Annotated in this window: 20 protein-coding genes; 12 read left to right on the plus strand and 8 right to left on the minus strand. The window is 70.9% G+C overall.

All coding sequences use genetic code 11. The features are described from left to right. Positions 1–180: 180 nt before the first annotated feature. Together Ahu01nite_RS44065 and Ahu01nite_RS44070 are read right to left on the minus strand one after the other, a co-directional pair. On the minus strand, positions 181–1,176 hold the full coding sequence (locus Ahu01nite_RS44065) for an Lrp/AsnC family transcriptional regulator (protein ID WP_203842743.1): 996 nt from the start codon (positions 1,174–1,176) through the stop codon (positions 181–183). Between the two features lie 16 nt (positions 1,177–1,192). Continuing rightward, entirely contained in the window at positions 1,193–2,749 is a 1,557-nt protein-coding gene (locus Ahu01nite_RS44070) for an MFS transporter (RefSeq protein ID WP_203842744.1), read from the minus strand. A 140-nt stretch (positions 2,750–2,889) separates the two neighbouring features. Here Ahu01nite_RS44070 and Ahu01nite_RS44075 point away from each other — a divergent pair, with 140 nt between their 5' ends. The 4 genes from Ahu01nite_RS44075 to Ahu01nite_RS44090 all read left to right on the plus strand — a co-directional run bounded on the left by Ahu01nite_RS44075 (position 2,890) and on the right by Ahu01nite_RS44090 (position 7,849). Then, positions 2,890–3,714 (plus strand): helix-turn-helix domain-containing protein, encoded by an 825-nt coding sequence (locus tag Ahu01nite_RS44075; protein WP_203842745.1) that lies wholly within the window; start codon positions 2,890–2,892, stop codon positions 3,712–3,714. A gap of 129 nt (positions 3,715–3,843) precedes the next feature. Next, complete coding sequence (locus Ahu01nite_RS44080; protein ID WP_203842746.1) at positions 3,844–4,734, plus strand: ABC transporter ATP-binding protein; 891 nt, start codon at positions 3,844–3,846, stop codon at positions 4,732–4,734. Further along, positions 4,731–5,792, plus strand: a complete 1,062-nt coding sequence (locus tag Ahu01nite_RS44085; RefSeq protein ID WP_203842747.1) for an iron-siderophore ABC transporter substrate-binding protein — start codon at positions 4,731–4,733, stop codon at positions 5,790–5,792. The genes Ahu01nite_RS44080 and Ahu01nite_RS44085 overlap by 4 nt, the downstream gene beginning before the upstream one ends. Positions 5,793–5,806: 14 nt before the next feature. After that, positions 5,807–7,849 carry an iron ABC transporter permease gene (locus Ahu01nite_RS44090; RefSeq protein WP_239159629.1) on the plus strand — a complete coding sequence of 681 codons (2,043 nt, stop codon included), beginning with the start codon at positions 5,807–5,809 and terminating at the stop codon, positions 7,847–7,849. On the opposite strand, the gene Ahu01nite_RS44095 is transcribed toward Ahu01nite_RS44090, so the two are convergent. Further along, on the minus strand, positions 7,812–8,564 hold the full coding sequence (locus Ahu01nite_RS44095) for an alpha/beta fold hydrolase (RefSeq protein WP_239159630.1): 753 nt from the start codon (positions 8,562–8,564) through the stop codon (positions 7,812–7,814). The two genes, Ahu01nite_RS44090 and Ahu01nite_RS44095, sit on opposite strands and share 38 nt — an antisense overlap. Before the next feature lie 319 nt (positions 8,565–8,883). On the opposite strand from Ahu01nite_RS44095, the gene Ahu01nite_RS44100 reads away from it, so the two are divergent. The 3 genes from Ahu01nite_RS44100 to Ahu01nite_RS51735 are packed head-to-tail and all read left to right on the plus strand — an operon-like array spanning position 8,884 to position 12,000. Beyond that, positions 8,884–11,340, plus strand: coding sequence for a WD40 repeat domain-containing protein (locus Ahu01nite_RS44100; RefSeq protein ID WP_203842749.1), 2,457 nt, complete (start codon positions 8,884–8,886; stop codon positions 11,338–11,340). A 17-nt stretch (positions 11,341–11,357) separates the two neighbouring features. After that, on the plus strand, positions 11,358–11,840 hold the full coding sequence (locus Ahu01nite_RS44105; protein ID WP_307794740.1) for an SAM-dependent methyltransferase: 483 nt from the start codon (positions 11,358–11,360) through the stop codon (positions 11,838–11,840). Continuing rightward, positions 11,770–12,000: an SAM-dependent methyltransferase gene (locus Ahu01nite_RS51735; protein ID WP_307794741.1), complete on the plus strand. Its 231-nt coding sequence runs from the start codon at positions 11,770–11,772 to the stop codon at positions 11,998–12,000. Before Ahu01nite_RS44105 ends, Ahu01nite_RS51735 begins: the two co-directional genes overlap by 71 nt. On the opposite strand, the gene Ahu01nite_RS44110 is transcribed toward Ahu01nite_RS51735, so the two are convergent. Continuing rightward, positions 11,973–14,105, minus strand: coding sequence for a 2Fe-2S iron-sulfur cluster-binding protein (locus tag Ahu01nite_RS44110; RefSeq protein WP_203842750.1), 2,133 nt, complete (start codon positions 14,103–14,105; stop codon positions 11,973–11,975). The genes Ahu01nite_RS51735 and Ahu01nite_RS44110 overlap by 28 nt on opposite strands. Before the next feature lie 76 nt (positions 14,106–14,181). Between Ahu01nite_RS44110 and Ahu01nite_RS44115 the strand changes: the two genes are divergently transcribed. After that, the gene (locus Ahu01nite_RS44115) at positions 14,182–14,928 is read left to right on the plus strand and encodes a helix-turn-helix domain-containing protein (protein WP_203842751.1); all 747 of its coding nucleotides are present in this window, start codon (positions 14,182–14,184) and stop codon (positions 14,926–14,928) included. 93 nt (positions 14,929–15,021) lie between these two features. On the opposite strand, the gene Ahu01nite_RS44120 is transcribed toward Ahu01nite_RS44115, so the two are convergent. Beyond that, positions 15,022–15,447, minus strand: coding sequence for a MarR family winged helix-turn-helix transcriptional regulator (locus tag Ahu01nite_RS44120; RefSeq protein WP_203842752.1), 426 nt, complete (start codon positions 15,445–15,447; stop codon positions 15,022–15,024). Positions 15,448–15,634: 187 nt separating this feature from the next. On the opposite strand from Ahu01nite_RS44120, the gene Ahu01nite_RS44125 reads away from it, so the two are divergent. Further along, the gene (locus Ahu01nite_RS44125) at positions 15,635–16,093 is read left to right on the plus strand and encodes a YbhB/YbcL family Raf kinase inhibitor-like protein (protein ID WP_498370815.1); all 459 of its coding nucleotides are present in this window, start codon (positions 15,635–15,637) and stop codon (positions 16,091–16,093) included. Positions 16,094–16,119: 26 nt separating this feature from the next. Then, complete coding sequence (locus Ahu01nite_RS44130; protein ID WP_203842753.1) at positions 16,120–16,638, plus strand: GNAT family N-acetyltransferase; 519 nt, start codon at positions 16,120–16,122, stop codon at positions 16,636–16,638. Here the strand turns inward: Ahu01nite_RS44130 and Ahu01nite_RS44135 are convergent. Beyond that, the gene (locus tag Ahu01nite_RS44135; protein ID WP_203842754.1) at positions 16,629–17,336 is read right to left on the minus strand and encodes a DUF2306 domain-containing protein; all 708 of its coding nucleotides are present in this window, start codon (positions 17,334–17,336) and stop codon (positions 16,629–16,631) included. The genes Ahu01nite_RS44130 and Ahu01nite_RS44135 overlap by 10 nt on opposite strands. Positions 17,337–17,427: 91 nt before the next feature. On the opposite strand from Ahu01nite_RS44135, the gene Ahu01nite_RS44140 reads away from it, so the two are divergent. Together Ahu01nite_RS44140 and Ahu01nite_RS44145 are read left to right on the plus strand one after the other, a co-directional pair. After that, positions 17,428–18,597 carry a sensor histidine kinase gene (locus tag Ahu01nite_RS44140; RefSeq protein WP_239159631.1) on the plus strand — a complete coding sequence of 390 codons (1,170 nt, stop codon included), beginning with the start codon at positions 17,428–17,430 and terminating at the stop codon, positions 18,595–18,597. After that, on the plus strand, positions 18,594–19,259 hold the full coding sequence (locus tag Ahu01nite_RS44145) for a response regulator transcription factor (protein ID WP_203842755.1): 666 nt from the start codon (positions 18,594–18,596) through the stop codon (positions 19,257–19,259). Before Ahu01nite_RS44140 ends, Ahu01nite_RS44145 begins: the two co-directional genes overlap by 4 nt. On the opposite strand, the gene Ahu01nite_RS44150 is transcribed toward Ahu01nite_RS44145, so the two are convergent. Further along, entirely contained in the window at positions 19,229–20,389 is a 1,161-nt protein-coding gene (locus Ahu01nite_RS44150; protein WP_203842756.1) for an FAD-dependent monooxygenase, read from the minus strand. The two genes, Ahu01nite_RS44145 and Ahu01nite_RS44150, sit on opposite strands and share 31 nt — an antisense overlap. Then, a complete protein-coding gene (locus Ahu01nite_RS44155; RefSeq protein WP_203842757.1) occupies positions 20,386–21,765 on the minus strand; it encodes an MFS transporter in 1,380 nt (459 codons plus the stop codon). Before Ahu01nite_RS44155 ends, Ahu01nite_RS44150 begins: the two co-directional genes overlap by 4 nt. Positions 21,766–21,876 lie beyond the last annotated feature (111 nt).

Raw genomic sequence — 21,876 nt, forward strand, 5'->3', positions numbered from 1 at the left:
CCCGTAGACAGGGAGTCATTACCGAAAGGGGTATTGGCAGAGTCCCCCTCCGGCGGGCCGGTCGGACCGGCCCGCCGGCACTCGGGTCAGTGTCCGTGCGGCGCAACAGGACGCTGATGCTCGAGGGCGACCCCCACCCGCCCGGTGACGTCGGCCCCATGAGCACCGCCATGCTCATGGTCAATACCCTGCGCGCCCACCAGAGGGCACACCGGAGAGCGCCAGCTGCTTGATCTGGCGCAGGATCAGAGCGCTCTCCACCATGAGTACGCCGTCCAGGGCCCCGATCCTGTCGGTGAGGTACGCGTACAACTCCTCGGTCCCGCGGCACCGGACGGCGGCAACGATGTTGACCCGTCCGGTGGACGCGGCGGCGAACTCGACCTCGCGGTGCCCGGCGAGCGCGCGGCCGACCGTGGACAGCGCGGCCGGGGCCACCGTCAGCCACAGCATCGCTCCGACGTCGTGCCCCATGAGCTCCGGGGAGTACTGCACCCCGTAATAGAGCACTCCCTCCGCGCGCAGCCGTTCCAGGCGCCGGTGCACGACGTCCTCGGAATGCCCCGACTCGGACTGCAGCTGGGCGATGGTGGCCCGGCCGTCGTGGAACAGCGCGGCGAGCAGTACCTCGTCGACGGCATCGACCGTGGCTGTTCCCGGCGGCGGCTCGACCGGTCCGGGTCGTAGCGCCGACTCCTCGGCGGGTGTCAGCGCGCTGGCCTTGCCCAGCCAGCCGAGCCGGTCGCCGTAGAAGCGGTGCAGGATGCAGTAGGCGTTGAGCCCGATGACCCGCGGGGTGCGCTGCAGCCGATCGAGGAGCAGTTCGTCGCGGTCGGCGCGGTTGCGGGGCTTCATCGAGCAGACGACCTCGGTGCCACCGGAGATCAGCGCGACGTATGACGTGTCCGCACGCCGGGCCAGCGCGTCGGCCAGCTTCTCGGCCGCGTCGGGGGTGCACTGCATCCGCACAAGCCAGCTCGACCGGCCCAGGCGGAGTTCGTCGGTCATCCCCAGCACCCGCAACCCGACCGTCGCGCGCAGCTTGCGGAAGCGGCGTGCGACGGTCTGGTCGGAGACGCCGAGCACCGCGGCGATCCGGTTGAACGGTGCCCGCCCGTCGAGCTGCAGCGCCTGCAACAGCTTCAGGTCGAGCTCGTCGAGCGTACGGTTGGTCACGGTTTCGAGCCTAGGATCAGGCCGGAACTGGTTCGGCGGGTACCGGGATCTGCGGCGCCGGGGCCGGCGACGAGGGGCGGCGCAGCAGGGTCACCGCGACGAGGGCGGCGAGGATCAGCAGTCCCGCGGAAACGGTCATCGCGAGGTGCATTCCGTCGAGGAACGAGTCGCCGAGGGAACCCAGGACGGCGCCTTGCTGCGTACCGTAATCCTGGCCCGCGACCGCCTGGAAGCCCGAGCCCTCCATGGCCTGCCGGGCGACCTGGCGTGAGCCGGCATCGACGCCCGCGTCCGTCAGATGCTGCGGCAGCGTGCTCGCCGCCCGGCTGGTCAGCAACGCACCCAGCACCGCCGGGCCCAGCGCCCCACCGAACTGACGGAACGCGTTGTTACCCGCCGCGGCCATCCCCGCCAGCTGGTACGGCACCGAGCTGACCGCCGTGGCCGTCATCGGCGTCAGCACCGCACCCAGCCCGAGCCCGAACAACGCCAGCCGCCACCCGATCCCCGCGAACGACGTGTCCGCATCCACCGTCGTCAGGGTGACCGCCGCGATGCCCGCGACCAGCAGCCCGCCGCTGAGCAGGAAACGCACCGGGATCCGGTGCATCAGCCGCGCGAACACCGGACCGAGCACGATGGGTACGACCGTGAACGTCAGCAACCGCAGCCCGGCCTGCATCGTGGTCAGCTGCTGCGCCAGCCCGAAGTACAGGCTGAGCACGAAGACGCTGCCGATCACACCCATGAACGTGATCATCGCGACCAGCGCCGTCGCGGTGAACCCTCTGCTGCGGAACAACGCCGGGCTCAGCATCGGCGCATCACTACGCCGCTCGACCAGGACGAACGCGACCAGGAACACCGCCGCCACCACGAACGCCACGGTCACCTCGGGGCTGGTGAACGAGTCCGCGCCGCCCTCGATGACGCCGTACACCAGCGCGACGATCGCCACCATCACCGTGAGCTGCCCCGGCCAGTCCAGATGCCGCTCACCCGGAGCCCGGGAGTCCGTCACCAGCGGCACCGACACCGCGAGGGTGATCAGGGCGACCGGGATCGTCACCAGATAGATCCAGCGCCACCCCACGTGATCGAGGATCAGGCCGGCCAGCAACGGACCGGTCGCCAGGGCCAGCAGCAACGCCGTGGCCCAGTAGCTGATGTATCTACCGCGTTCCCGCGGGTCCGGCACCGCGTGACTGATCAGCGCGAGGGTGGCCGGCAACAGAGCGGCGGCACCCATGCCGGCGAAGACCTGCCCGATCCACACCACCTGGATCGACGTCGCGCACAGGGCGATCGCGGCACCGATCGTGCAGAGCAGCAGCCCCGCCTGGAACACCTTCTTACGTCCGTGAACATCGCCGAAGACACCGGCGGTCAGGATCAGCGCAGCCATCGGCAGCACGAACGCGTCCGACACCCACGACAGGTCCGACGTCGACGCGCCCAGGCCGCGCTGGATGGCGGGCAGGCTCACCGACACCGTGGTGACGGGCAGGTACGCCACGAACACCCCGATGCACGCCATCACCAGAGTGGGTCCGAGCTTTCTTGTGTTCGCCATGGAGGCGGAACTCCCTTCGGTTCGGCTCATCAGAATCCGGACCGGCGGTGATCATGGCGAGCCAGTAGGGCCGCTTCCCGGAAAATCGACATCCACGACCGGGAAGGGCGGGAATTCCGACACGCCGTACGCTCGTCGGCATGATGCCGCCCGACCGCGATGACCTGGGGCTGGGCACATGGCGGCGGGAGCCGGGGACGGTGGTGCGCCGGGCCGTGTCGGCGGGGGATCCGGCGCCGCTCGCGATCGTCGCCGAGTCGGAGGTGCCGGGGTCCGCGACGGAGTGGTCGCCGCACGCGCACCCGATGCACGAGCTGGTGTGGGTGCGCGGCGGGACGCTGACCTCGCGGATCGGGAACAGGATCTACACCGTGCCACCCGGCTGGGGGTTGTGGCTGCCCGCCGGCGTGGTCCACGGGGGCAGGCTGACCGCCGGCGCCGAGCTGCACGACGCGTTCTTCGCCCCCGGCCGCACCCCGGTGGAGTTCGCGGGGCCGACGTCGATCACGGTGACTCCCCTGCTGGAGTCGTTGCTGGTGCGCCTGGCCCGCAAGGATCTCGACGCCGGCGCGCGGGCACGGACCGAGGCGGTCGTGTTCGACGTCCTCGATCCGACGGACCGGCAGTTCGCGCTGGAGCTGCCCGGGGATCCACGGATCGACCCGATCGCCGAGGCGCTGCTCGCGGATCCCTCCGACGGTCGCGGGCTGCAGGAATGGGCGGCGCAGCTGGGGCTGAGCGATCGGACGGTGACGCGGGCGTTCCGCGGGGCGACCGGGTTGTCTTTCGCGCAGTGGCGGCAGGCTCTGCGCGTACACGAAGCATTGGCTCTGTTGTCCGCGGGCGCGGATGTGCGGGAGGTCTCCGAACGGCTCGGGTATTCGCAGCCCAGCACGTTCATAGCCGCGTTCCGGCGCGTGATGAAGGTGACTCCCGGTGCCGTGGCGCCCACGTATCGCGCTTGATGTCCGGAATCCCGTATCGCCTGTCCTGAGTGCGGGATTGCCGTCAGCCTGAACCTCACCTAGCCTCCCGTAAGGCAAGGCAACCCTTACTCACGAGGGCCTGCTGCCCCTGTGATGCGGAGCCGATCGATGTCCACGACGCACGAGCCCCGGCGTGGGCCCGCCGGACTGGCGACGGATCTGCACGGTGAGCACCTCGACCTGCGCTACGGAAAGACGGCTGTGGTCCACGGCGTCTCGGTCGCGCTGACGTCAGGGGAGGTGACGGCGCTGATCGGGCCGAACGGCAGCGGCAAGTCGACCCTGCTGCGCGCCCTCGCCCGGCTGCACCGCGCCGACGGCGGCGAGGTCGTGCTGCGTCACCACGACGGGCGGCCGGCGCGCGCGGTGTCGCTGCTCAGCGCACGCCAGTTCGCGCGGGAGGTCACGCTGTTCTCACAGTCGCGGCAGGCCCCGCACGGGCTGAAGGTGAGCGAGGTCGTGTCGTTCGGGCGCCACCCGCACCGGCGCCGCTTCGCCGGGCCGTCGCCCGCGGACCGCGGCGCGATCAGCCGTGCGATGGAGGTCACCGGCGTACGCGACATGGCCGAACGCGCCGTCGGTGAACTCTCCGGCGGCGAGATGCAACGCGTCTGGCTCGCCGCGTGCGTCGCCCAGGAGACCGGCGTCGTGCTGCTCGACGAGCCGACGAACCACCTGGACCTGCGCTACCAGATCGAGACGCTCGACCTGGTCCGCGATCTCGCCGACGAGCACGGTGTCGCCGTCGGCATCGTCCTGCACGACCTCGACCACGCCGCGCGGGTCGCCGACACGCTCCTGCTCCTGCACGCCGGGCGCATCCACGCCGCGGGCGACCCCCTGGACGTGCTCACCGCCGAGAACCTCAGCCAGGTCTACGACCTGCGCGTCGAGGTCGGCGTCGACGAGAGCACCGGGCGCCTGCGCATCGACCCCGTCGGGCGGCATCCCGCCCGCAACCGAAACACCAGCACCACCTCAGGAGAGAAACTCGCATGATCCTTGTCAACCGCCTGACGGCCACCGCGGCGATGCTCGCCGTGGCAGCCGCCACGATCACGGCCTGCGGCACCACGAAGGTCGGCGAACCCGCCGCCGGCGGCCCGTCCGCCCCCGCGTCGCAGACCTGCGCCGACGACACCACCTCGACCGCGACCGGCCCGGTGTCGATGACGGACGGCGTCGGGCGCAAGGTGGAGCTCGCCAAGCCCGCCCAGCGGGTCGCGGTGCTGGAGTGGCAGCAGACCGAGGACGTGCTCACGCTGTGCCTCACCCCCGTCGCGGTCGCCGACGCGAAGGGATACGCGACCTACGTCAAGGCCGAGACGCTGCCCGCGAACGTCGCCGACACCGGCGAGCGCGGTGAGCCCGACCTCGACGCGCTCTACGCGACGAAGCCCGACCTCATCATCGTCGAGGCGTTCAAGGCCGACGACGAGCTGATCACCAAGCTCGAGAAGCGGGGCGTCCCCGTGCTCGCCACGGTCGGCGCCGACGCCACCGGCCAGATCGCGAACATGAAAAAGGTCTTCTCGATGATCGGTACGGCGACCGGCCGCACCGAACGCGCCGACCTCGTCCTGCGGCAGTTCGACGAGCACCTCGCGCAGGCCAAGACGAAGGTGGCCGCCGCGAACGTCACCGCCAAGGACTTCCTGTTCTTCGACGGCTGGATCGAGGGGGGCAACGTCGTCATCCGCCCGTACGGCAAGGGCGCCCTGTTCACCGAGCTCGGCGAGCAGCTCGGCCTGACCCCGGCGTGGACGGACGCCGTCAACAAGGCCTACGGCAGCGGCGGCGTCGACCCCGCGTACGGCCTCGCGCAGACCGACATCGAGGGCCTCACCGCCGTCGGCGCCGCGACGCTGTTCTACTCCGACGACCAGACCCCGGAGAGCTACGTTCCGGAGCTGCGCAAGAGCTCGATCTGGACGGCGCTCCCCGCTGTGAAGGAGGGGCGGGCGTACCCGTTCCCCGCGGGCGTCTGGGGAGCCGGTGGACCGTTGTCGAACGAGCAGGCGATCGACGCGTACACCAAGATCCTGACCAAGGGGTGAGAGCCCGTCGTGGCGTGAGCGGGGCAGCTGTCCTGGTTGTCCTGCTCGTCGCGGTTGTCGTCGTCGGGCTGTGGCACGTGACCCAGGGAACGTCCGGGGTCGGGTCCTGGGACCTGCTGCGCTATCTGTTCGGGGCGCGGGAGGACGTCGGCGGCGTACCGATCGCGGACGTGGTGACCGGCTCCCGGCTGCCCCGCGTCTTCGCCGGGATCGCGGTCGGTGTGGCGCTCGGCTCGGCCGGGGCACTGCTCCAGTCGGTCACCCGCAACGCGCTGGCCGCCCCGGACACCCTCGCGGTCACCGCCGGGGCCTACTTCGCGCTGTGCGTGGTCGCCGCGTTCAATCTCGCCGTCCCGCTGTGGGCCTCGGGCGCCGTGGCGTTCGGTGGTGGGCTGCTGGCCGCGGGGCTCGTGCTCGGCCTCGTCGGTGCCGCCTCGGGCGCCGCGTCGACGCGGCTGATCCTGGCCGGTTCCGCGGTCGCGATGGCGCTCGACGCGGCGACCGCGATGCTGCTGATCCTGTTCAAGGACAGCACCACCGGCTTGTACGCGTGGGGCAGCGGCTCGCTCGCGCAGCTGAACATCGACGCGGCCATGCGCGCCGTCCCGGTCATCGTCGTGGTGCTCGCCGTCGTCCTGCTGCTGTCGCGGCGGCTCGACGTGCTCGGCCTCGGCGACGACGCGGCGGCCTCGCTCGGCGTACCGATCCGCACGACCCGGGTTGTCGCCGTGCTCTGCGCCGTCCTGCTGACGAGCATCTCGGTGACGCTCGCCGGGCCCCTCGCGTTCGTCGGCCTGGCGGCGCCGGTCGCCGTACGCCTCGCCGCCACCCGCATCGGCGTGCTGGGCCGGCACGTGTTCCTGATCCCCGCGTGCGGGCTCGCCGGGGCGCTGCTGGTGCTCCTCGCGGACGCCGTGCTCCGTGCGGTCCTCGGCCCCCAGGCGGCGGCGTCCATCCCCACCGGGGTGCCGACCTCGCTGCTCGGCGCCGTGGTCATCGTGGTCCTCGCGCTGCGGCTGCGCGATTCGGGAGCGGCACGGGACGCGCCCCGGGCACACGTGGCCATCCGCTCGCGCCGCCGCTTCCTCACCGTCATGGCCGTGGTCGCGGTGCTGCTCGTCGCGACGGCGCTGACGGGTCTGCTCGCCGGCAGCCTGTGGCTGCGCACCGGTGACGTCCTGCTCTGGCTCCAGGGCACCGCGCCGGACCTGATCGGCAGCGCCCTCGACGACCGCGCCCCCCGCGTCGCCGCTGCCATCGCGGCCGGTGCGGCACTCGCGCTCTCCGGAACGGTCGTGCAGGGCACCGTACGCAATCCACTGGCCGAACCGGGCGTCCTCGGCATCACCGCCGGTGCGGGCCTCGGCGCGGTGATCGTGGTGACCTCGAGCATCGGCGGCGGCCGGACCGCCCTCATCGTCATGGCCGTCGCCCTGGGACTCGGCACGTTCGCCCTCATCGCCACGCTGGCCTGGCGCGGCGGGCTCCTGCCCGACCGGTTCCTGCTGATCGGCATCGGCTGCGGCTACGCGCTCAGCGACATCAGCACGTTCCTGCTGCTGCGCGCCGACCCGTGGGACACACCCCGGATCCTCACCTGGCTCTCGGGCACGACCTACGGCCGCACGTTCGCCGACGTTCTCCCGGTCGCGGTCGTGCTGCTCCTCGCCACCCCGGTGGTTCTGGGGATGCGTCGCCAGCTCGACCTGCTGGCGATCGACGAGGACACCCCCAAGATTTTCGGGGTACGCCGGGAGGGCGCGCGACTCAGTCTGCTCACCATCGCCGCGGTCACGGCGGCGGTGAGCGTGGTCGCGGTCGGCGTGGTCGGCTTCGTCGGGCTCGTCGCCCCGCACATCGCCCGCAGCCTCGTCGGTGTCCGGCACGGGCGGATCATCCCGGTCGCCATGCTGATCGGCGGGCTGCTCGTCTGCGTGGCCGATGCGCTCGGGCGTACGGTGATCGCCCCCTCGCAGATCCCCGCCGGGCTGATGATGGCCCTGGTCGGGGCGCCCTACTTCATCTGGCTCCTGCGCCGGTCACGAACTCGCGGATGAGCGTGCTGACCACTTCGGGGCGCTCGGCGACGAGGTGATGCGAGGTCCCCGGCACGATGCACAGCTGCGCGCCGGGGATCGACGCGGCGATGCGCAGGCTGTGACCGGGGCGGATCGTGTCGCGGTCGCCCGACATCACGAGCACGGGCGCCGTGATCCGGGACAGCTCCTCCGGCTTGATGTACGGCTCGGTCGTCCAGAGGCGGAACAACTTGGCGAGTACGACGTCCGCGTGCTCGGGGCCGTCCGGCGACAGCCGCTCGTACGCCATCCGCTCGACGTCCGGCCGCTCCTCGTGCCCGACCGCGTCCAGCACCGGACCGTCGCCGGCTTCTTCCGTGAACACCGACGGATCGAGGTTCGCACTGATCGCCGTCAGCGAGCGCACCCGGTCAGGGTGGTCGAGGGCGAGCAGGAGCCCGATGATCGCGCCGTCGCTGTAGCCGACGATGTGCGCCGGCCCGACCCCCACGGCGTCGAGGTAGGCCAGGGTGTCGGCGACACCGCGCTCGTACCCGTACTCTCCGTCGATGTCCTTTGAACGGCCGTGACCGGGACGCTCGAAAGCGAACACGCGGTGATCCGCCACGAGCGCTTCGGACGGCGCGCGCAGTGCCTCGAGCGAGCAGAAGCCGCCGTGCAGCAGGAGGACGGGATCGCCCTCGCCGGCAACCTCCGAATACAGGTCACGGTCACCGATCCGCAGGTAGGGCACCCTGCCACTCTAGTCTCTTGCGTCTTTGCCCCTACTGACGGCCACAAGCCAGATGTTGCGTCGAGCGCCGGGCTGCGACAACCGGGTGTCACACACCTCAGGGTGTGAGAGGGTGCCCCGATGACACAGGGCTGGGAGCTGGACGGGTCGTTTGCGCCGCACCGGGTTCTGCGTACGCCGCTGGGCCTGGACGACGACCATTCGTTCGGGGCGGTGGGGCCGGCCGCGCTGGTGACGGTCGGGGGCCGGCCCGCCCTCGCCTGTTACGGGTTGCCGACCGACGCGGGGTCGTACTACTCCGTGGTGGACCTGGAGACCGGTGACCGCATCCCGGACCGGTCGGGGCTGCACGGCTCGGAGGGGCCACGCGCCGCGGGGCCTGGAGCAGGAACGCGAGAACGGCCCGGTCACCGCACATCCCCGCCGCGGTGTGATCGCCGAGCACGACGGGCCCGGTTACATCAAGGCCTTTGTGGACCACGGGGGCCGGCTCCTCCAGGTCCGCTACGACGTCATGGGCCGCGTCCATCTGCTGCAGGACGCCCTCACAGGTACGCCCGTCGGGGCCCCGTTCCCCGGCCACGACACCAGCAACGTCGCGACGATCGAGGTCGACGGCCACCTCTGGGTCGTGTTCGTCGCCGGCAAACGGGCCGGCATACCGTTGACGGCGTGGGACGTCACCGCCGGCCGCGAGGTGGAGTTGCCGCCGTTGTGGGACGCCGAGCCGGACGACGACCGCCCCATCGAGAACCTGTGGCTGTCGCTGCGGGACGGCGTGATCACCGCCCTGGTGCAGTGGGGCTACCAGGGCAGGAACGGCACCGAGGTCTGGGTCACCGCACCGGGCAGTCCGCCACGGCGGGGCATCAACTTCGGTAAGTCCAGCGCGATCGCCCTCGCTGTCCTCGACGGCCAGGCGACGGCGGTGGCGGGCTTTCACAACCGCTCACTGCTGGTGTTCGACGCCGCCGCGGATGCCCTCGTGCCGAGCCCCTACTACACCGGTGCGATCACGGCCGAGATCCGAAAACGGGGCTGCTGCTTCGCCGACATCGCCGGACGCGGCGCCCTGCTGGTGTGCGGCCCCACGAGCGTGTTGTGGGACCTCGAATCCGGTCTTCCCGTGGCGACAGCGCCGTTCGGCGAGGCGGTGCAGACCGTCGCGGCCGGAGTCCTCGATGGTCACACGGTATTCGCCGTCCTGACCCCGGCGGCGTTGCAGGTGTGGGATCCGCGGACGTCCCGCACGCTCTTCTACCAGGAGCTTCCCGAGCAGGCCCGCCGCCACGCCCGATGGCCCAGCCCGCTGACGTTCGTGGAGTTCGCCGGGCGCACCACGGTGGCGAGACGGTTCAACCAGAGCATCGAGTTCCACGACGCACGTACCGGTGAGATCGTGGGAAGTATCAACGCCGAGAACCTGGGGTTCGTCGACGTTCTCACCACCGGCCGGATCGGCGGCCGCACGCTGCTCGCCGCCGGTGACCGTGGCGGCCCGGTGCAATTCTGGGACCCCGCCACCGGACGGCAGGTGGAACCCGTGCTGCAGGGCCACCGGATGTCCGACACCAACGCGGCCGTGTCGGCCATCGCCTTCACCCGGTTGTCCGGCCGCGACGTCGTGGTCACCGGCGGCCTCGACAAAACAGTCCGGCTCTGGGACGCCACCACCGGTGATCCCATCGGCACCCCGTTCGCCGCCCATACCGGCGAGATCACCGCGCTGCTGCCGGCGAGCTGGGACGATGAGGAAACGGTGATCTCGGTGGCCGCCACAGGCGCCCCGCGGATGTGGATGCTGGGCGCGCCCCCGGTGGACACGGGACACACCGGCGAGATCTCCGCCCTGGTCGCCGGCGTCCGGAACGGCCGGCCCGCCTTCGCCTCCAGCTCCGCGGACGGAACGATCCGGCTGTGGGACGCGGCCACCACCCGGATCACCGGCTCGATCACCGCCGGCCCGGGCGGGGTCACCGGGGTGGCGTTCGGCGGCCCGTCCCGCGACATCCTGATCAGCGTCACCGAAAGCGGCCGCGTGCAACGCTGGGACGCCAACTCCCTCACCGCCCTGGGCACCCCACTGCACAACAGCGACATCCCGATGTACGCAGTGAGCACTGTGGACTTTGACGGACGTGCGCTGGCCGGCGCGGCGGGAGCCGACCAGATGCTGCGAGTCTGGGACGTGGTTACGGGGGAACAGATCACGCGGCTTCCCGTCGGCCGGGTAGTCCAGTTCCTGTCACTGGCAGCGGCGGGCGGGCGCCTCCTGGCCTTCGTCTACGGCCACCCCACCGACGCCGAGGGCACAGCCGATTCCGTGGCGGCCCTGTGGGACGTGCCGGCTGGGCAACCCGTCAACGATCCGGTGCATCTCGACGACGGCGGCGAGGTGGCTGCCCTCGGCGTACTGAACGCAAGGATCGTCACGATGCACGGCCGCGACACCAGCGCCGAGGACTACGAGTACGACGGCCCGAGCATGGACAACCTGGAACTCCACGACGCCCTCACCGGCACCCTCCTCCACGTCCTCGACCAGCACGACCACTCCCGCAACGGCGCAGTGGTCATGGTTCCCACCGCGGACCGCACCGTCGTCGTCGCCGGCTTCGAGAACGGCACCGCCATCCTGGACGACACCCTGACCGAACTGAGCACACACAAAGGCAAGCTGATCACCGCCGTCGCCGCCACAGAGGTCGACGGCACCCTGGTCGCAGCCGCAGCCGATCAGGCCCACGCGGTCCACATCTGGCGACCGGTCATCTGAGGCGCAAAAAGACTTCAATGGACGAGACCTGGGCCCGCGCCCATCAGATCGACACGAGCACCGCACACCCGGCCCGGCGTTACAACTACCTTCTGGGCGGCAAGGACTACTTCCCCGTGGATCGTGAGTCCGGCGAGGAATTCGAACGGGTTTCCGGCTCAGCAAAACTCACAGCCCGAGAGAACAGGGCGTTCCTCCAACGTGCGGTCGCATGCCTCGCCACCGAGGGCATCGACCAGTTCCTCGACATCGGGACGGGCCTGCCCACCGCGGACAACACCCACGAGGTCGCTCAGCGCATCAACCCCCGCAGCCGGGTGGCGTACGTCGACAACGACCCCCTCGTGCTCACCCACGCCAGGGCGATGCTGACCAGCACCCCCGAAGGTCATTGCCCTGCCGTCCGGCAGCTACCTGGTCGCCTCGCACATGACGATCGACGGCAATTCACCGGAGCAGGCAGCGGCGTACCGGGCCCTGGTAGCAGCCGGGAGAATTGACGCCTTCGCGCGGTCCCGGGAGCAGTTCAGCGAATTCTTCGCGAGCCTCGACCTCATCGGGCCCGGTGTCGAGTGGGTCACCGACTGGCCCGAGCCGCTGCCTGACGATCAGCGGCCCGGGGGCATCGCCGCCTACGGGGCTGTCGGCCGCAAGCCTTGATCGGACCGCTGCACGCCCGTGATCTCGACGGTGACGGCGGTGCGGGGCTGGGCGACGCAGGCGAGGATGTAGCCGTTGTCGCGGTCTGCCTGGGTGAGGCAGTTCGGTTCGGCCATTGTGACCTCGCCGCTGCTCAAGCGGATCCGGCACTCACCGCAGCTGCCGACTGTGCAGGAGTAAGGCATCGGCAGCGCCGCCTCGAGACCGGCGTCCAGCAGGGTCTGACCGGCGGCGACGGTGACGGTGCCCAGGTCGCCGACGGTCATCGTCTGCTCGGTGCCCTCCCCGGCCTGGACCGCGCGGCTTGCGAACGTTTCCTCGTGACGGCGGTCGGCGGGCACCCCGAGACCGTCGAGGACCTCGGCCACGCCGGTCAGCATCCCGGCCGGGCCGCAGCTGTAGAAGTGGGCCTCGTCGCCGGGCGCCACCTCGGTGAGCAGGCTCCGGACGGTCTCCTGGTCGAGGCGTCCGCGCCGGCCCCGCCAGTGCTGACCGGGCCGGGAAAGGACGTGGTGCACGGCCAGCCGATCGGGATGCGCCCGCACGAGGTCGGCGAGCGCGGCGGAGAAGATGACGCCGGGCTCGGTCCGGTTGCCGTAGAGCAGCGTGATCCGGGTGTCGTGCGGGTCGGCGAGCGTGGATCGGATGATGCTCATCATGGGTGTGATGCCACTGCCGGCGGCCATCAGTACGAGTTCCCTGGCCGGCCGGTCGACGCTGAACGACCCGGAGGGCCCGAGGATCCGCAGCTCGGCACCGGGCCTGACGGAGTCGCGAACGTGCGCTGAGGCGTACCCGTCGGCTGTGGCCTTGACCGTGATCGTGAGCCGGGTGGATCCGGGCGATGACGACGCCGAGTACGCGCGCCGCACGGTTCGCCCGCCGACGTCGAGCACCAGGGTGAAGAACTGTCCGGGCAGGAAGTCGAACGCGTCGCCGTCCTCGAGCACCAGTGTCGTCGCGTCGGCCGTCTCACGGATGACCTCGGCGACCCGGACCGTCCGCCCGGGCGTGGGTGCCGTCTGCGGGTTCGGCCCGTATCCCTCGCTCTGCAGCTGTTTGCTGAACATGGCGGCGGTCAGCGGACGCGTCAACCTCGGGAACCGGCCCAGCTGGCGGACGAGCAGCCGTACCAACCGGCCCTTGATGCCCTGCGACATGTTCGAGGCGAGGTGGATCGCGGCGAGCGCATTGAGGTCGGGTACGGCGTTCAGGTCGACGTGCCGGGTCCGGTCCCACATCTGGGACGCGGCGATGGCGTCGCTCGGCCCGACGGTCGCCTCCGCAACGGTGAGAACCATTGCCGCGTGCGGGATCTGCGCCCCGACGGCCATGGTCCTCAGTAGACTCAAGTCGTCGGTGAGCTCGGCGCGGCCGCTGAGCCGGAGCACCTCCAGACGCCCCGGCACCAGTGCGACGACCGACAACCGATCGTCGGTGAGCAGGTTGTGCATGGTGTCGGCCCGCTTGTTGCCACGCCGGTCGGGCACGGCCAGCGTCCGCCCGTCGAGAACCCTGATAAACCCCGGATTGTCACCGCGCGGACTGCTGTCGCTGCCCCCACCGGCATCCCACGACGAGACAACCAGAAAAGGCGTCGCTGCAAGGAAAGCCGCAACCCGAGGATCGGTCAGAGGCCCTTCATGGGTACGCGCTGCAGCAGCCGGACCCGGCCGGGGCGCCGCCCACAACCCGGAACGCCCCACCGCGCGGGCACAGTGGACATACGCCTGCTCCACCCCGACGACGAGCCGCCCCGCCGTACCCGTCGCCAGGCTCGACCCGTTGAGCCGCAACACCTCGCCGACCCCGGGCAACAGGAACGCGAACGACACCCCACCTCCGGGTACGGGCTCCGCCTCCCCCTCCGGCAACCGCACCGAGATCCGTCGGGGCGACTCGACCTCGGCGAACCCTGGCCACCCGCCGACCACCGTGGTGTGCGGCCGCCCGTCCGCGTCGCAGTAGCCGAGACCCGCGACCGGGGCGGCTGCCAGCACCCGCCGGCACCCCTCGTCGAACGCGTCCACCTGCTTGCGCATCACCGCGTCCATCGGCTGACCGATGATCGCCTCGAGCCCCGCAACGGTTGAGATGAGCTGCATGCTGATCACCGTAGGATGGCTGTTGAGCGCATGGCGGCCATCCGATGTCGCGTACACGCCAACCCGGAAGGATCTCGTGAACGTCTCACCGATCCTGAGCATCGAGCGGGGCACCCCCTCCGCCGGGCTGCAGCAGACCCACTCCCACCCGGAGCCGGTACTGCTGTGGAGCGCGACCGCAACGGTCCTGGGCACCGCCGGCGCCCGGGACTGGCTGATCCCGCCCGGCTACGGCCTGTGGGTGCCCGGCGGCGTCGAGCACGGCGGGACGGTGCTGCACCACGGCGAGATGTCGGTCATCCACCTAGACGCCGCCCACTGCCCGATCACCTGGCCCGCCCCCACCGGCGTCGCCGTCGGCCCGCTGCTGCGCGAGCTCATCCGGCACCTCTACCGGACCGCGCCACACGATCCCACCCGCACCCCGAGCGAGGCGCTCCTGTTCACCCTGCTCACACCGCTGGCCACCCACGACATCCCGATCACCGTGCCCGCGGATCCACGGGCCCGGGCCATCGCGGAACGCCTCCTGGCCGACCCCGCCGACCAGCGCGAACTAGCCGACTGGGCCGATCACGTGCACTCCAGCGTGCGTACGCTCTCCCGGCTGTTCCCCACCGAGACCGGCCTGACCTTCGCGGCCTGGCGCACCCACGCCCGCATCCGCGCCGCCGTCCCCCTGCTGGCCACGGGCACCCCCGTCAACGCCACCGCCCGCGCCGTCGGCTACCGCCGGCCCAGCGCCTTCATCACCGCGTTCCGCCGCATCACCGGCCAGACCCCCGGTATCTACCTGGCCGCCGGCTCAGGAGCCATCTCCTGAGACCCCCGCCAACCTTATAAAACTCTCCCCGGGCCAGGAGACTCTCGCCGCCGGGTCAGGACACCACGGCCGGGTCGGGAGACCGCCGCCGGGTCACGAGTCCGCGATCCGCCTGATCAGGGCTGACGCCTCCGCCAGGGTGGCCCGTTCGGCGGGGGTGAGCTCGGCGAGGCGCGCGTCGAGCCAACTCCGCCGATGCGCCCGGGCGGCGGCAGCGATCTCCGCGCCTGCCGGCGTCGCCCCGATGAGCATGCGCCGTCCGTCGGCCGGGTCCCGGTCGCGCTCGACGTAGCCGCCGGCGACCAAACGGTTGACGGTCTGGCTCATCGACCCGGTGGTGACCCGGGCCCGCTCGCTGAGCTCGGTCAGCGTCAGCGCGCCGCTCTTGGCCAGCGCGATGAGCACGCCGACGGCGGCGTCGCCGAGCTCACCGTCCGAGCGCTCGGAGCGGAACCGGCTGTAGATCCGGGCCACCGCGGCCTGCAGGTCGGCGCCGAGCTCGTGGGATGTCTCACGCACAGTTGCCAAGTATAACTAACCAACTCCATAGTATTACTACAGATCACCCGAGCAGCCCCCAGGAGAACGATGAGCGTCCTCACCACGATCCTCTACCCGGCTCGGCCGCCTGCTGCGCAACAAACGCCCCGACCTCCAGCACAGCGTCCGCAACGCCCCGCAACTGGCCACCACCCGCACGATCACGCTGACCAGCCCCGCCTTCACCCACGGTGGCGAGATCCCCGACCGCCACTGCTCCCTGGACCTCGGCCCGAACATCGCCCCCGCCCTGGCCTGGTCCGGCATCCCGGCCGGCACCGCCCAGCTCCTGTTCATCCTGGAGGACATCGACGTCCCGATGACCCACCCCGGCCTCCACACGATCGCCCTCCTCGACCCGGCCACCACCCCCGGCCTGGCAGAGGGAGACCTCACCCCGGACAACAAGGCCATCAGGTACGCCCCCTGCGTCCGCGGCCGCACCGGCTACCTCGGCCCCCGCCCCCTCCCCGGCCACGGCCTCCACCACTACGGCTTCCACCTGTACGCCCTCAGCACCCCCGTCCCCGCCGACCATCCCTTGACCGGCCTCCCCGACGTCCTCACCGCCGTCAGCGGCCACGTCCTCGCCGCAGCCTTCCTCGAAGGCATCAAACGCGGCTGACATGGGCTCATTGCTACGCTGCCGGGGTGATCGAGCCGCTGCGTACCGACCGTCTTGTTGTTCGCCGGTTCACGATGGCGGATGTGGACGACTTCTGTGCGTACCAATCGGATCCGAGGGTGCGGAAGTTCCTGCAGGGGGCACCGCAGTCCGCCGAGGAGGCGGCCCGGTATCTGGCCGCTCAGGCCGTCCTCGACGAAAGAGCCACCAGTGCATGGCACGGGTACGCCGTCCAGCACCTCGAATCCGGCAAGGTGATCGGTGACGTCGGGGTGTACCTCGTGTCCGCCGGTGAGGGTGACGTCGGTTTCCAGTTCCACCCCGCGTTCCACGGTCAGGGTTACGCGCGGGAGGCCATGGTCGCGTTCCTCCGGTACGTGTTCGACGATCTCGGCGTCGAGCATGTCACGGCCGGCTGCGACCGGGCCAACGCCGCCTCCTCCACCCTGCTCCAGCGTCTCGGCCTGCGCCCCCGGCCGGCGTCCGCCGACGACGGCGATCTCCGCTTCGACCTGACCCGCGACGAGTGGCGTGCTCAGCTCTGAGGCGATAAGGCCGGGGAGATCGCGGATGATGGGCCGGGTGCGGGCGTCTGCCGTCTGCGGGCGCGAGGGGTCAGCAGGCGCGGAATGATGAAGTATTCCGCGATGAAGACGTTGCCCAGGAGGCCTGCCCAGGCGCTGGCGGTGTAAAGGTCGCGGAAGTCCACCGAATGCAGCAGCGCCTGGCCGGCCAGCAGGTAGACCCGGAGCGTCACCGCGGCGAACGTGAGCGCGTAACTGCGTACCATCCAGATCCTGTGTTGCTGGATGTCGCGGCGGCGGATCGTGCGGTAGCCCTGGGCCGCGGTGTAGAGCCAGGCCACGATCAGCATGTAGAACGCCACCTGTAGCGGGAAGCCGCTCGGGGTGACCGCGGCGGCATATGCGGCGGCGGCCGATGCCGCGACGACGGAGATCAGGTAGACGCGGCCCGACACGCGATGCACCCGGGGAAAACGGGCCCGTAGTTTCGGGATGAACTGCCACGGGCCGATGATCAGCGTCAAGCCGGCCGGTAACGCGTGAATGACCAGGCTGGCGTAATAGCCGACGATGGCCCGGTCGATGGGTACGGCGGAGCTTCCGTGCAGGTACGGCGGTACGAAGAGGGCCGTGATGCCGGTTGCTGAGAGGGCGAGAAGGCTCCAGAGGAACCACCACCGGCGACGGCGGGCGGTCCTTGAGATGACTGCGGTGGACATGGGCGCAACACTCACATGGTGGGCTTCTGCCGGGCATCGGCAATCGTTGCCTACATCGGGCGGGTTGGGCGGGAGCGCCTACTCTGAAACTGTGCCGGCCGATGTGGGACGACGTCGCACGTGGTGGTGGGAGGCTGCTGCGGCGGGGATCTGCCTGCTCGGTGGCATGGTGGGGGACGACGGCGGGTTGTCGGCGCCGCCCGTCGCCGCGTACTTCATCGCGGTGGTGTCGTGTGCTGTGCTGCCGCTGCGGCGAAGGGCGGCCCTGGTCGCCTTGGCCGTCACGACCGCGGGTGGGGTGCTGGCGCCGGTGCTGGGGCTGCTGCCGAATCCGCTCGTCGTGGCGCCCGTGGCGATCACCGCGTACTCCTATGTGCTCGCCGCGCGCACCGAGCTGCGGGCGGCCGCTGTGGTGGCGCTCAGCTCCATGGCGCTGCTGGTCGCGGCCACTCCCTGGTTCGGGGTCATGTCGTGGCAGGATGTGAGCAGGCTGGGCACGGTGGCGGCGGTTCCGCTGGTGGCGGGGCTGCTCGGGCATTCGGTGCGGAACCGGCGGGCGTATCTCGCGGCCGTGGAGGACCGAGCCCGGCGGGCCGAGGAGACCCGGGACAGCGAGGCGCGCCGCAGGGTGGCCGAGGAGAGGGTACGCATCGCGCGCGAGCTGCACGATCTTGTCGCCCATCGGATCACCCTGGCCAACGCGCAGGCCACGGTCGCCGCCCATGTCCTCGAAACCCGCCCGGAGCAGACGCGCAAGAGCCTGGTCGAGCTCGTCGTGACCACCGCCCACGCGCTCGACGAGCTGCGGGCCACGGTTGGTCTGCTGCGTCAGTCCGGGGACCCGGTCGCGCCCGTCGAGCCGGCGCCCGGGCTGTCCGGGATCCCCGCGCTCCTGGAGTCGTTCCGCAGCGCGGGCCTGGAGGTGTCGGTGCAGCAGGAGGGCACGGCCGTCCCCCTGCCGCCGGCGATGGATCTGACCGCGTACCGCATCGTGCAGGAGGCCTTGACCAACGTGACCAAGCATGCCGACACCCGGGACGCCCGAGTACGCCTCGTCTGGAACCGCGCTGACCTGACGCTCACCGTCACCGACGACGGCGCCCACGCGACGTCCAGCAAACCGCCGGGCTACGGGCTGATCGGGATGCGGGAACGCGCTCATGCCGTGGGTGGCCAGCTCACAGCGGGCCTGCGCGCGGAGGGCGGCTTCCTCGTCTCCGCGCAGCTGCCCGTGCCGACGCGGACGACCGGCGACAAGTGACGCTCCGGGTGGTGCTTGCCGATGATCAGGCGTTGCTGCGCGAGGCGTTCCGGATCCTGCTCGACACCGCCGACGACATCACCGTGGTGGGTGAGGCCGCCGACGGCGCCGAGGCGGTGCGGCTGACCCGGGAGCTGCGGCCGGACGTGGTGGTCATGGACATCCGGATGCCCGGGGTGGACGGTCTCACCGCCACGGCGCAGATCTGCGCCGATCCGGAGCTGCGGGCGAGCCGCATCCTGATCCTCACGACGTACGAGACCGACGAGTACGTCGCTCAGGCGCTGCGCGCCGGGGCCGGTGGCTTCATCGGCAAGGGTATCGGGGCCGAGGATCTGCTGGGCGCCGTGCGTACGATCGCCGCCGGTGACACCCTGCTCTCCCCCGCCGCGACGCGCTCCCTGGTCACGCGGTTCCTCGCCACGCCGGAACCCGAGCCGCAGCAGCAACCCGGCCGGCTCGACGCGCTCACCCCGCGGGAACGGGAGATGGTGGCCCTCGTCGCGATCGGGCTGTCCAACCAGGACATCGCCGAGCGGATGTTCCTCAGCCCCTTCACCGTCCGCGCCCACGTGCAGCGCGCCATGACGAAGCTGGACGCCCGTGACCGGGCGCAGCTCGTCGTCATCGCCTACCGCACGGGTCTGGCCCCTGCGCCGTGAGGCAGCGTCAAGGCTGAGTGCGCCGGACGCGTTGTCGCCGAAGGCATCGCGTCGAGGCCGCGCAGCATGGTGTTGCGGCGCTCCAGGGCTTGCGCCGTGGCGGGAAACAGCGTGGCCCCGCCGTTGTCGACCAGTGCCTGGTTCAGGGTCACGAACTCGCGCAGGTCGCGTTCATAGGCGGCGAAGGCCACGGTGTGGTCCGGGTTCGTGGCCAGGGATTCGGCCAGCATGTACGCACCGACGAGCGCGAGACTGGAGCCCTGCCCGGTGAGGAACGAGGGTGCGTACGCGGCGTCCCCGACGAGGGCAACCCGGCCACGCGACCAGTGGGGCATGCGGATCTGACCGGCCGTGTCGACGAACAGGTCGCCGGCATGGCGCAGGGCCTCGACCATCCGCGGAATCTCCCACCCCTCGCCCGCGAACGTCGTGGCGACCAGGTCCCGGAGGTCCCTCTGCGGATCCGGCCGATAAGGGGCCGGCCGATGAAGGGTCAGGAACGCGTGCAGGTCGCCGTCACCGACGGCGTAGAGCGCCGCGGCCTTCCCCGGGGTGTTCCACATCATGAGCTCGCGGGAAAGTCCGAACGTGTTCGGCATGGTGAAGATGGCGAAGCAGTAGCCCAGGTACCGATGGAACTGCTCCTCGGGGCCGAACAGGGACTCCCGGGTGCGTGAGTGCATCCCGTCGGCGCCGATCACCAGGTCGAACGTAAGCGTCCGTCCGCTGCGGAAGGTCACGTTCCCTGCCTGGTCGACGGTCTCCAAGGTCTCGCCGAACAGCAATTCCACGTCGTCGCGGACCGCCGCGTAGAGGGCCGAAGCCAGATCGCCGCGGGTCACCTCGAGATCCTGTCCCCCGGCGCCCGGGCCGACCGAGGCCACTTCACCACCGTCGGCGTCGAGGAACCTGTAGCGGCGCAGGCTGATGTGGGTGTCCCGCAGCCGCGGCAGGATCCCCATGCGCCGGACCACCTCGATCGCGGTGCCACGGATGTCGATCGGGTAGCCACCACCGCGCAGTGCGGCTGCCTTTTCCACCACGGTGACCGCGAATCCGGCGCGGTGCAGCCAGTACGCCAGCGCGGGCCCGGAGATGCTGGCACCGCAGATCAGAACCGTACGTTTCATGCCTGAGCCCCTCTGGTCATGCGGACGACGAGCAGTGCCGAGGCGGCGACGAGGCCGGCGACGACGAACCCGGTGACGAAGGCCGATTCGGCGGGCCGGTCGCCGCTCGCGCCGAGGAGCGCACCGGCGACCTGGGCGCCCAGCGCTACGCCGATCACGCGGGTCACCACGAGCAGGCTGGTGGCGATGCCGGTGTCCCTGGCCTCGACGGCGGTGGCGGTGCCGGCGAGCAACGCTGTCGTGCCGGCGCCCGCGGCGAACGCGGTCAGCACCTTCGCGAGGACGAGCTGCCAGGCCTCGTCGTGCAGCGACGCCAGGGAGATCAGGGTGGCCGCCGTGACGACGGCGCCGACGACGACCACGGCCCGTGGGCCGAACCGCCGTGCCGCGATGCCGCCCACCGAATCGCTCACCGCGCCGGCGATGGCACCGGGCAGCAGGAACAGGCCGATGGTCGTGGTGCCGGCGGCGAACCCGTACCCGTCGCCCCGCACCGCGAACAGCTGCGGGAGCAGGAAGAGCACCATCCCGGAACTGACGGTGATGAAAAAGGTCAGCACGTACGCGTTCCGCGTCGCGGGCACCGCCAGCATGCGCAGGTCGACCATCGGTGACGCGGTACGCCGCTCGACGAGAACCCAGCCGGTCGCGAGGGCGGCCACGACAACGACGACGGCACCGATCGCCAGTGGCGGCAGACCGGAACCCGGTACCACGGCGAGCGCGAGCATGAACACCAGCAGCGTGGCGCTCAGCAGGGCAACGCCGGGCCAATCGATCCGGTCCTGCGACAGGGCGGGCGGGTCAGGCGGCATCCACCGGATGACGAGCACCGTCGTCGCGATGATCACGATCGTCGGCACCGCGAACATCCCGTGCCACGACAGAGCTGACGCGATCGGCCCGGCGATCAGCGTCCCCACCATGCCGCCGCCCGTGAACAGCGCGACGACCACGCCGATCGCCGCCTGGGACTCCCCCGTCGACAGGTGCCTGCGTACCAGGATGAAGGAGAGCGGCAGCGCACCCACCATGACGCCCTGCAACACCTGACCGAGCAGCAGCATCGGCAGGTTCGGTGCCACGGCGGCCAGCAGACCACCGGCCGAGACCAGCGCCATCAGCCAGACCAGCACCCGTCTGCCGCCGTAGCGGTCGCCGAGTTTGCCCGCGACGGGAGCGATGACCGCCCCGGTGACGAGCAGGGCGTTGGCGACCAGCGCCCCCTGCGCCGGACTGATGCCCAGCTCGCGTTGCAGCAACGGAAGCGCGGGCTCCACCACCGTCTGCAGGGCGCCGAGGGAGAGCGCCAGGACACCGAGTGCACCGATCGATTTCTTCCCGAGCCGTGCCGGGGAAACAACTGTGGAGGACATGGACGCGTCCTTTCAAGGTTGGCGGGGAACCGCCCCGCCAACACTTCCGTCCAGCGCACCGCCCGGCATCGACCATCGCAACCGTCTCCCCCTGGTGCATCCCGACCAGGG

Source organism: Winogradskya humida (assembly GCF_016862215.1).
Classification (GTDB): Bacteria; Actinomycetota; Actinomycetes; order Mycobacteriales; family Micromonosporaceae; genus Actinoplanes; species Actinoplanes humidus.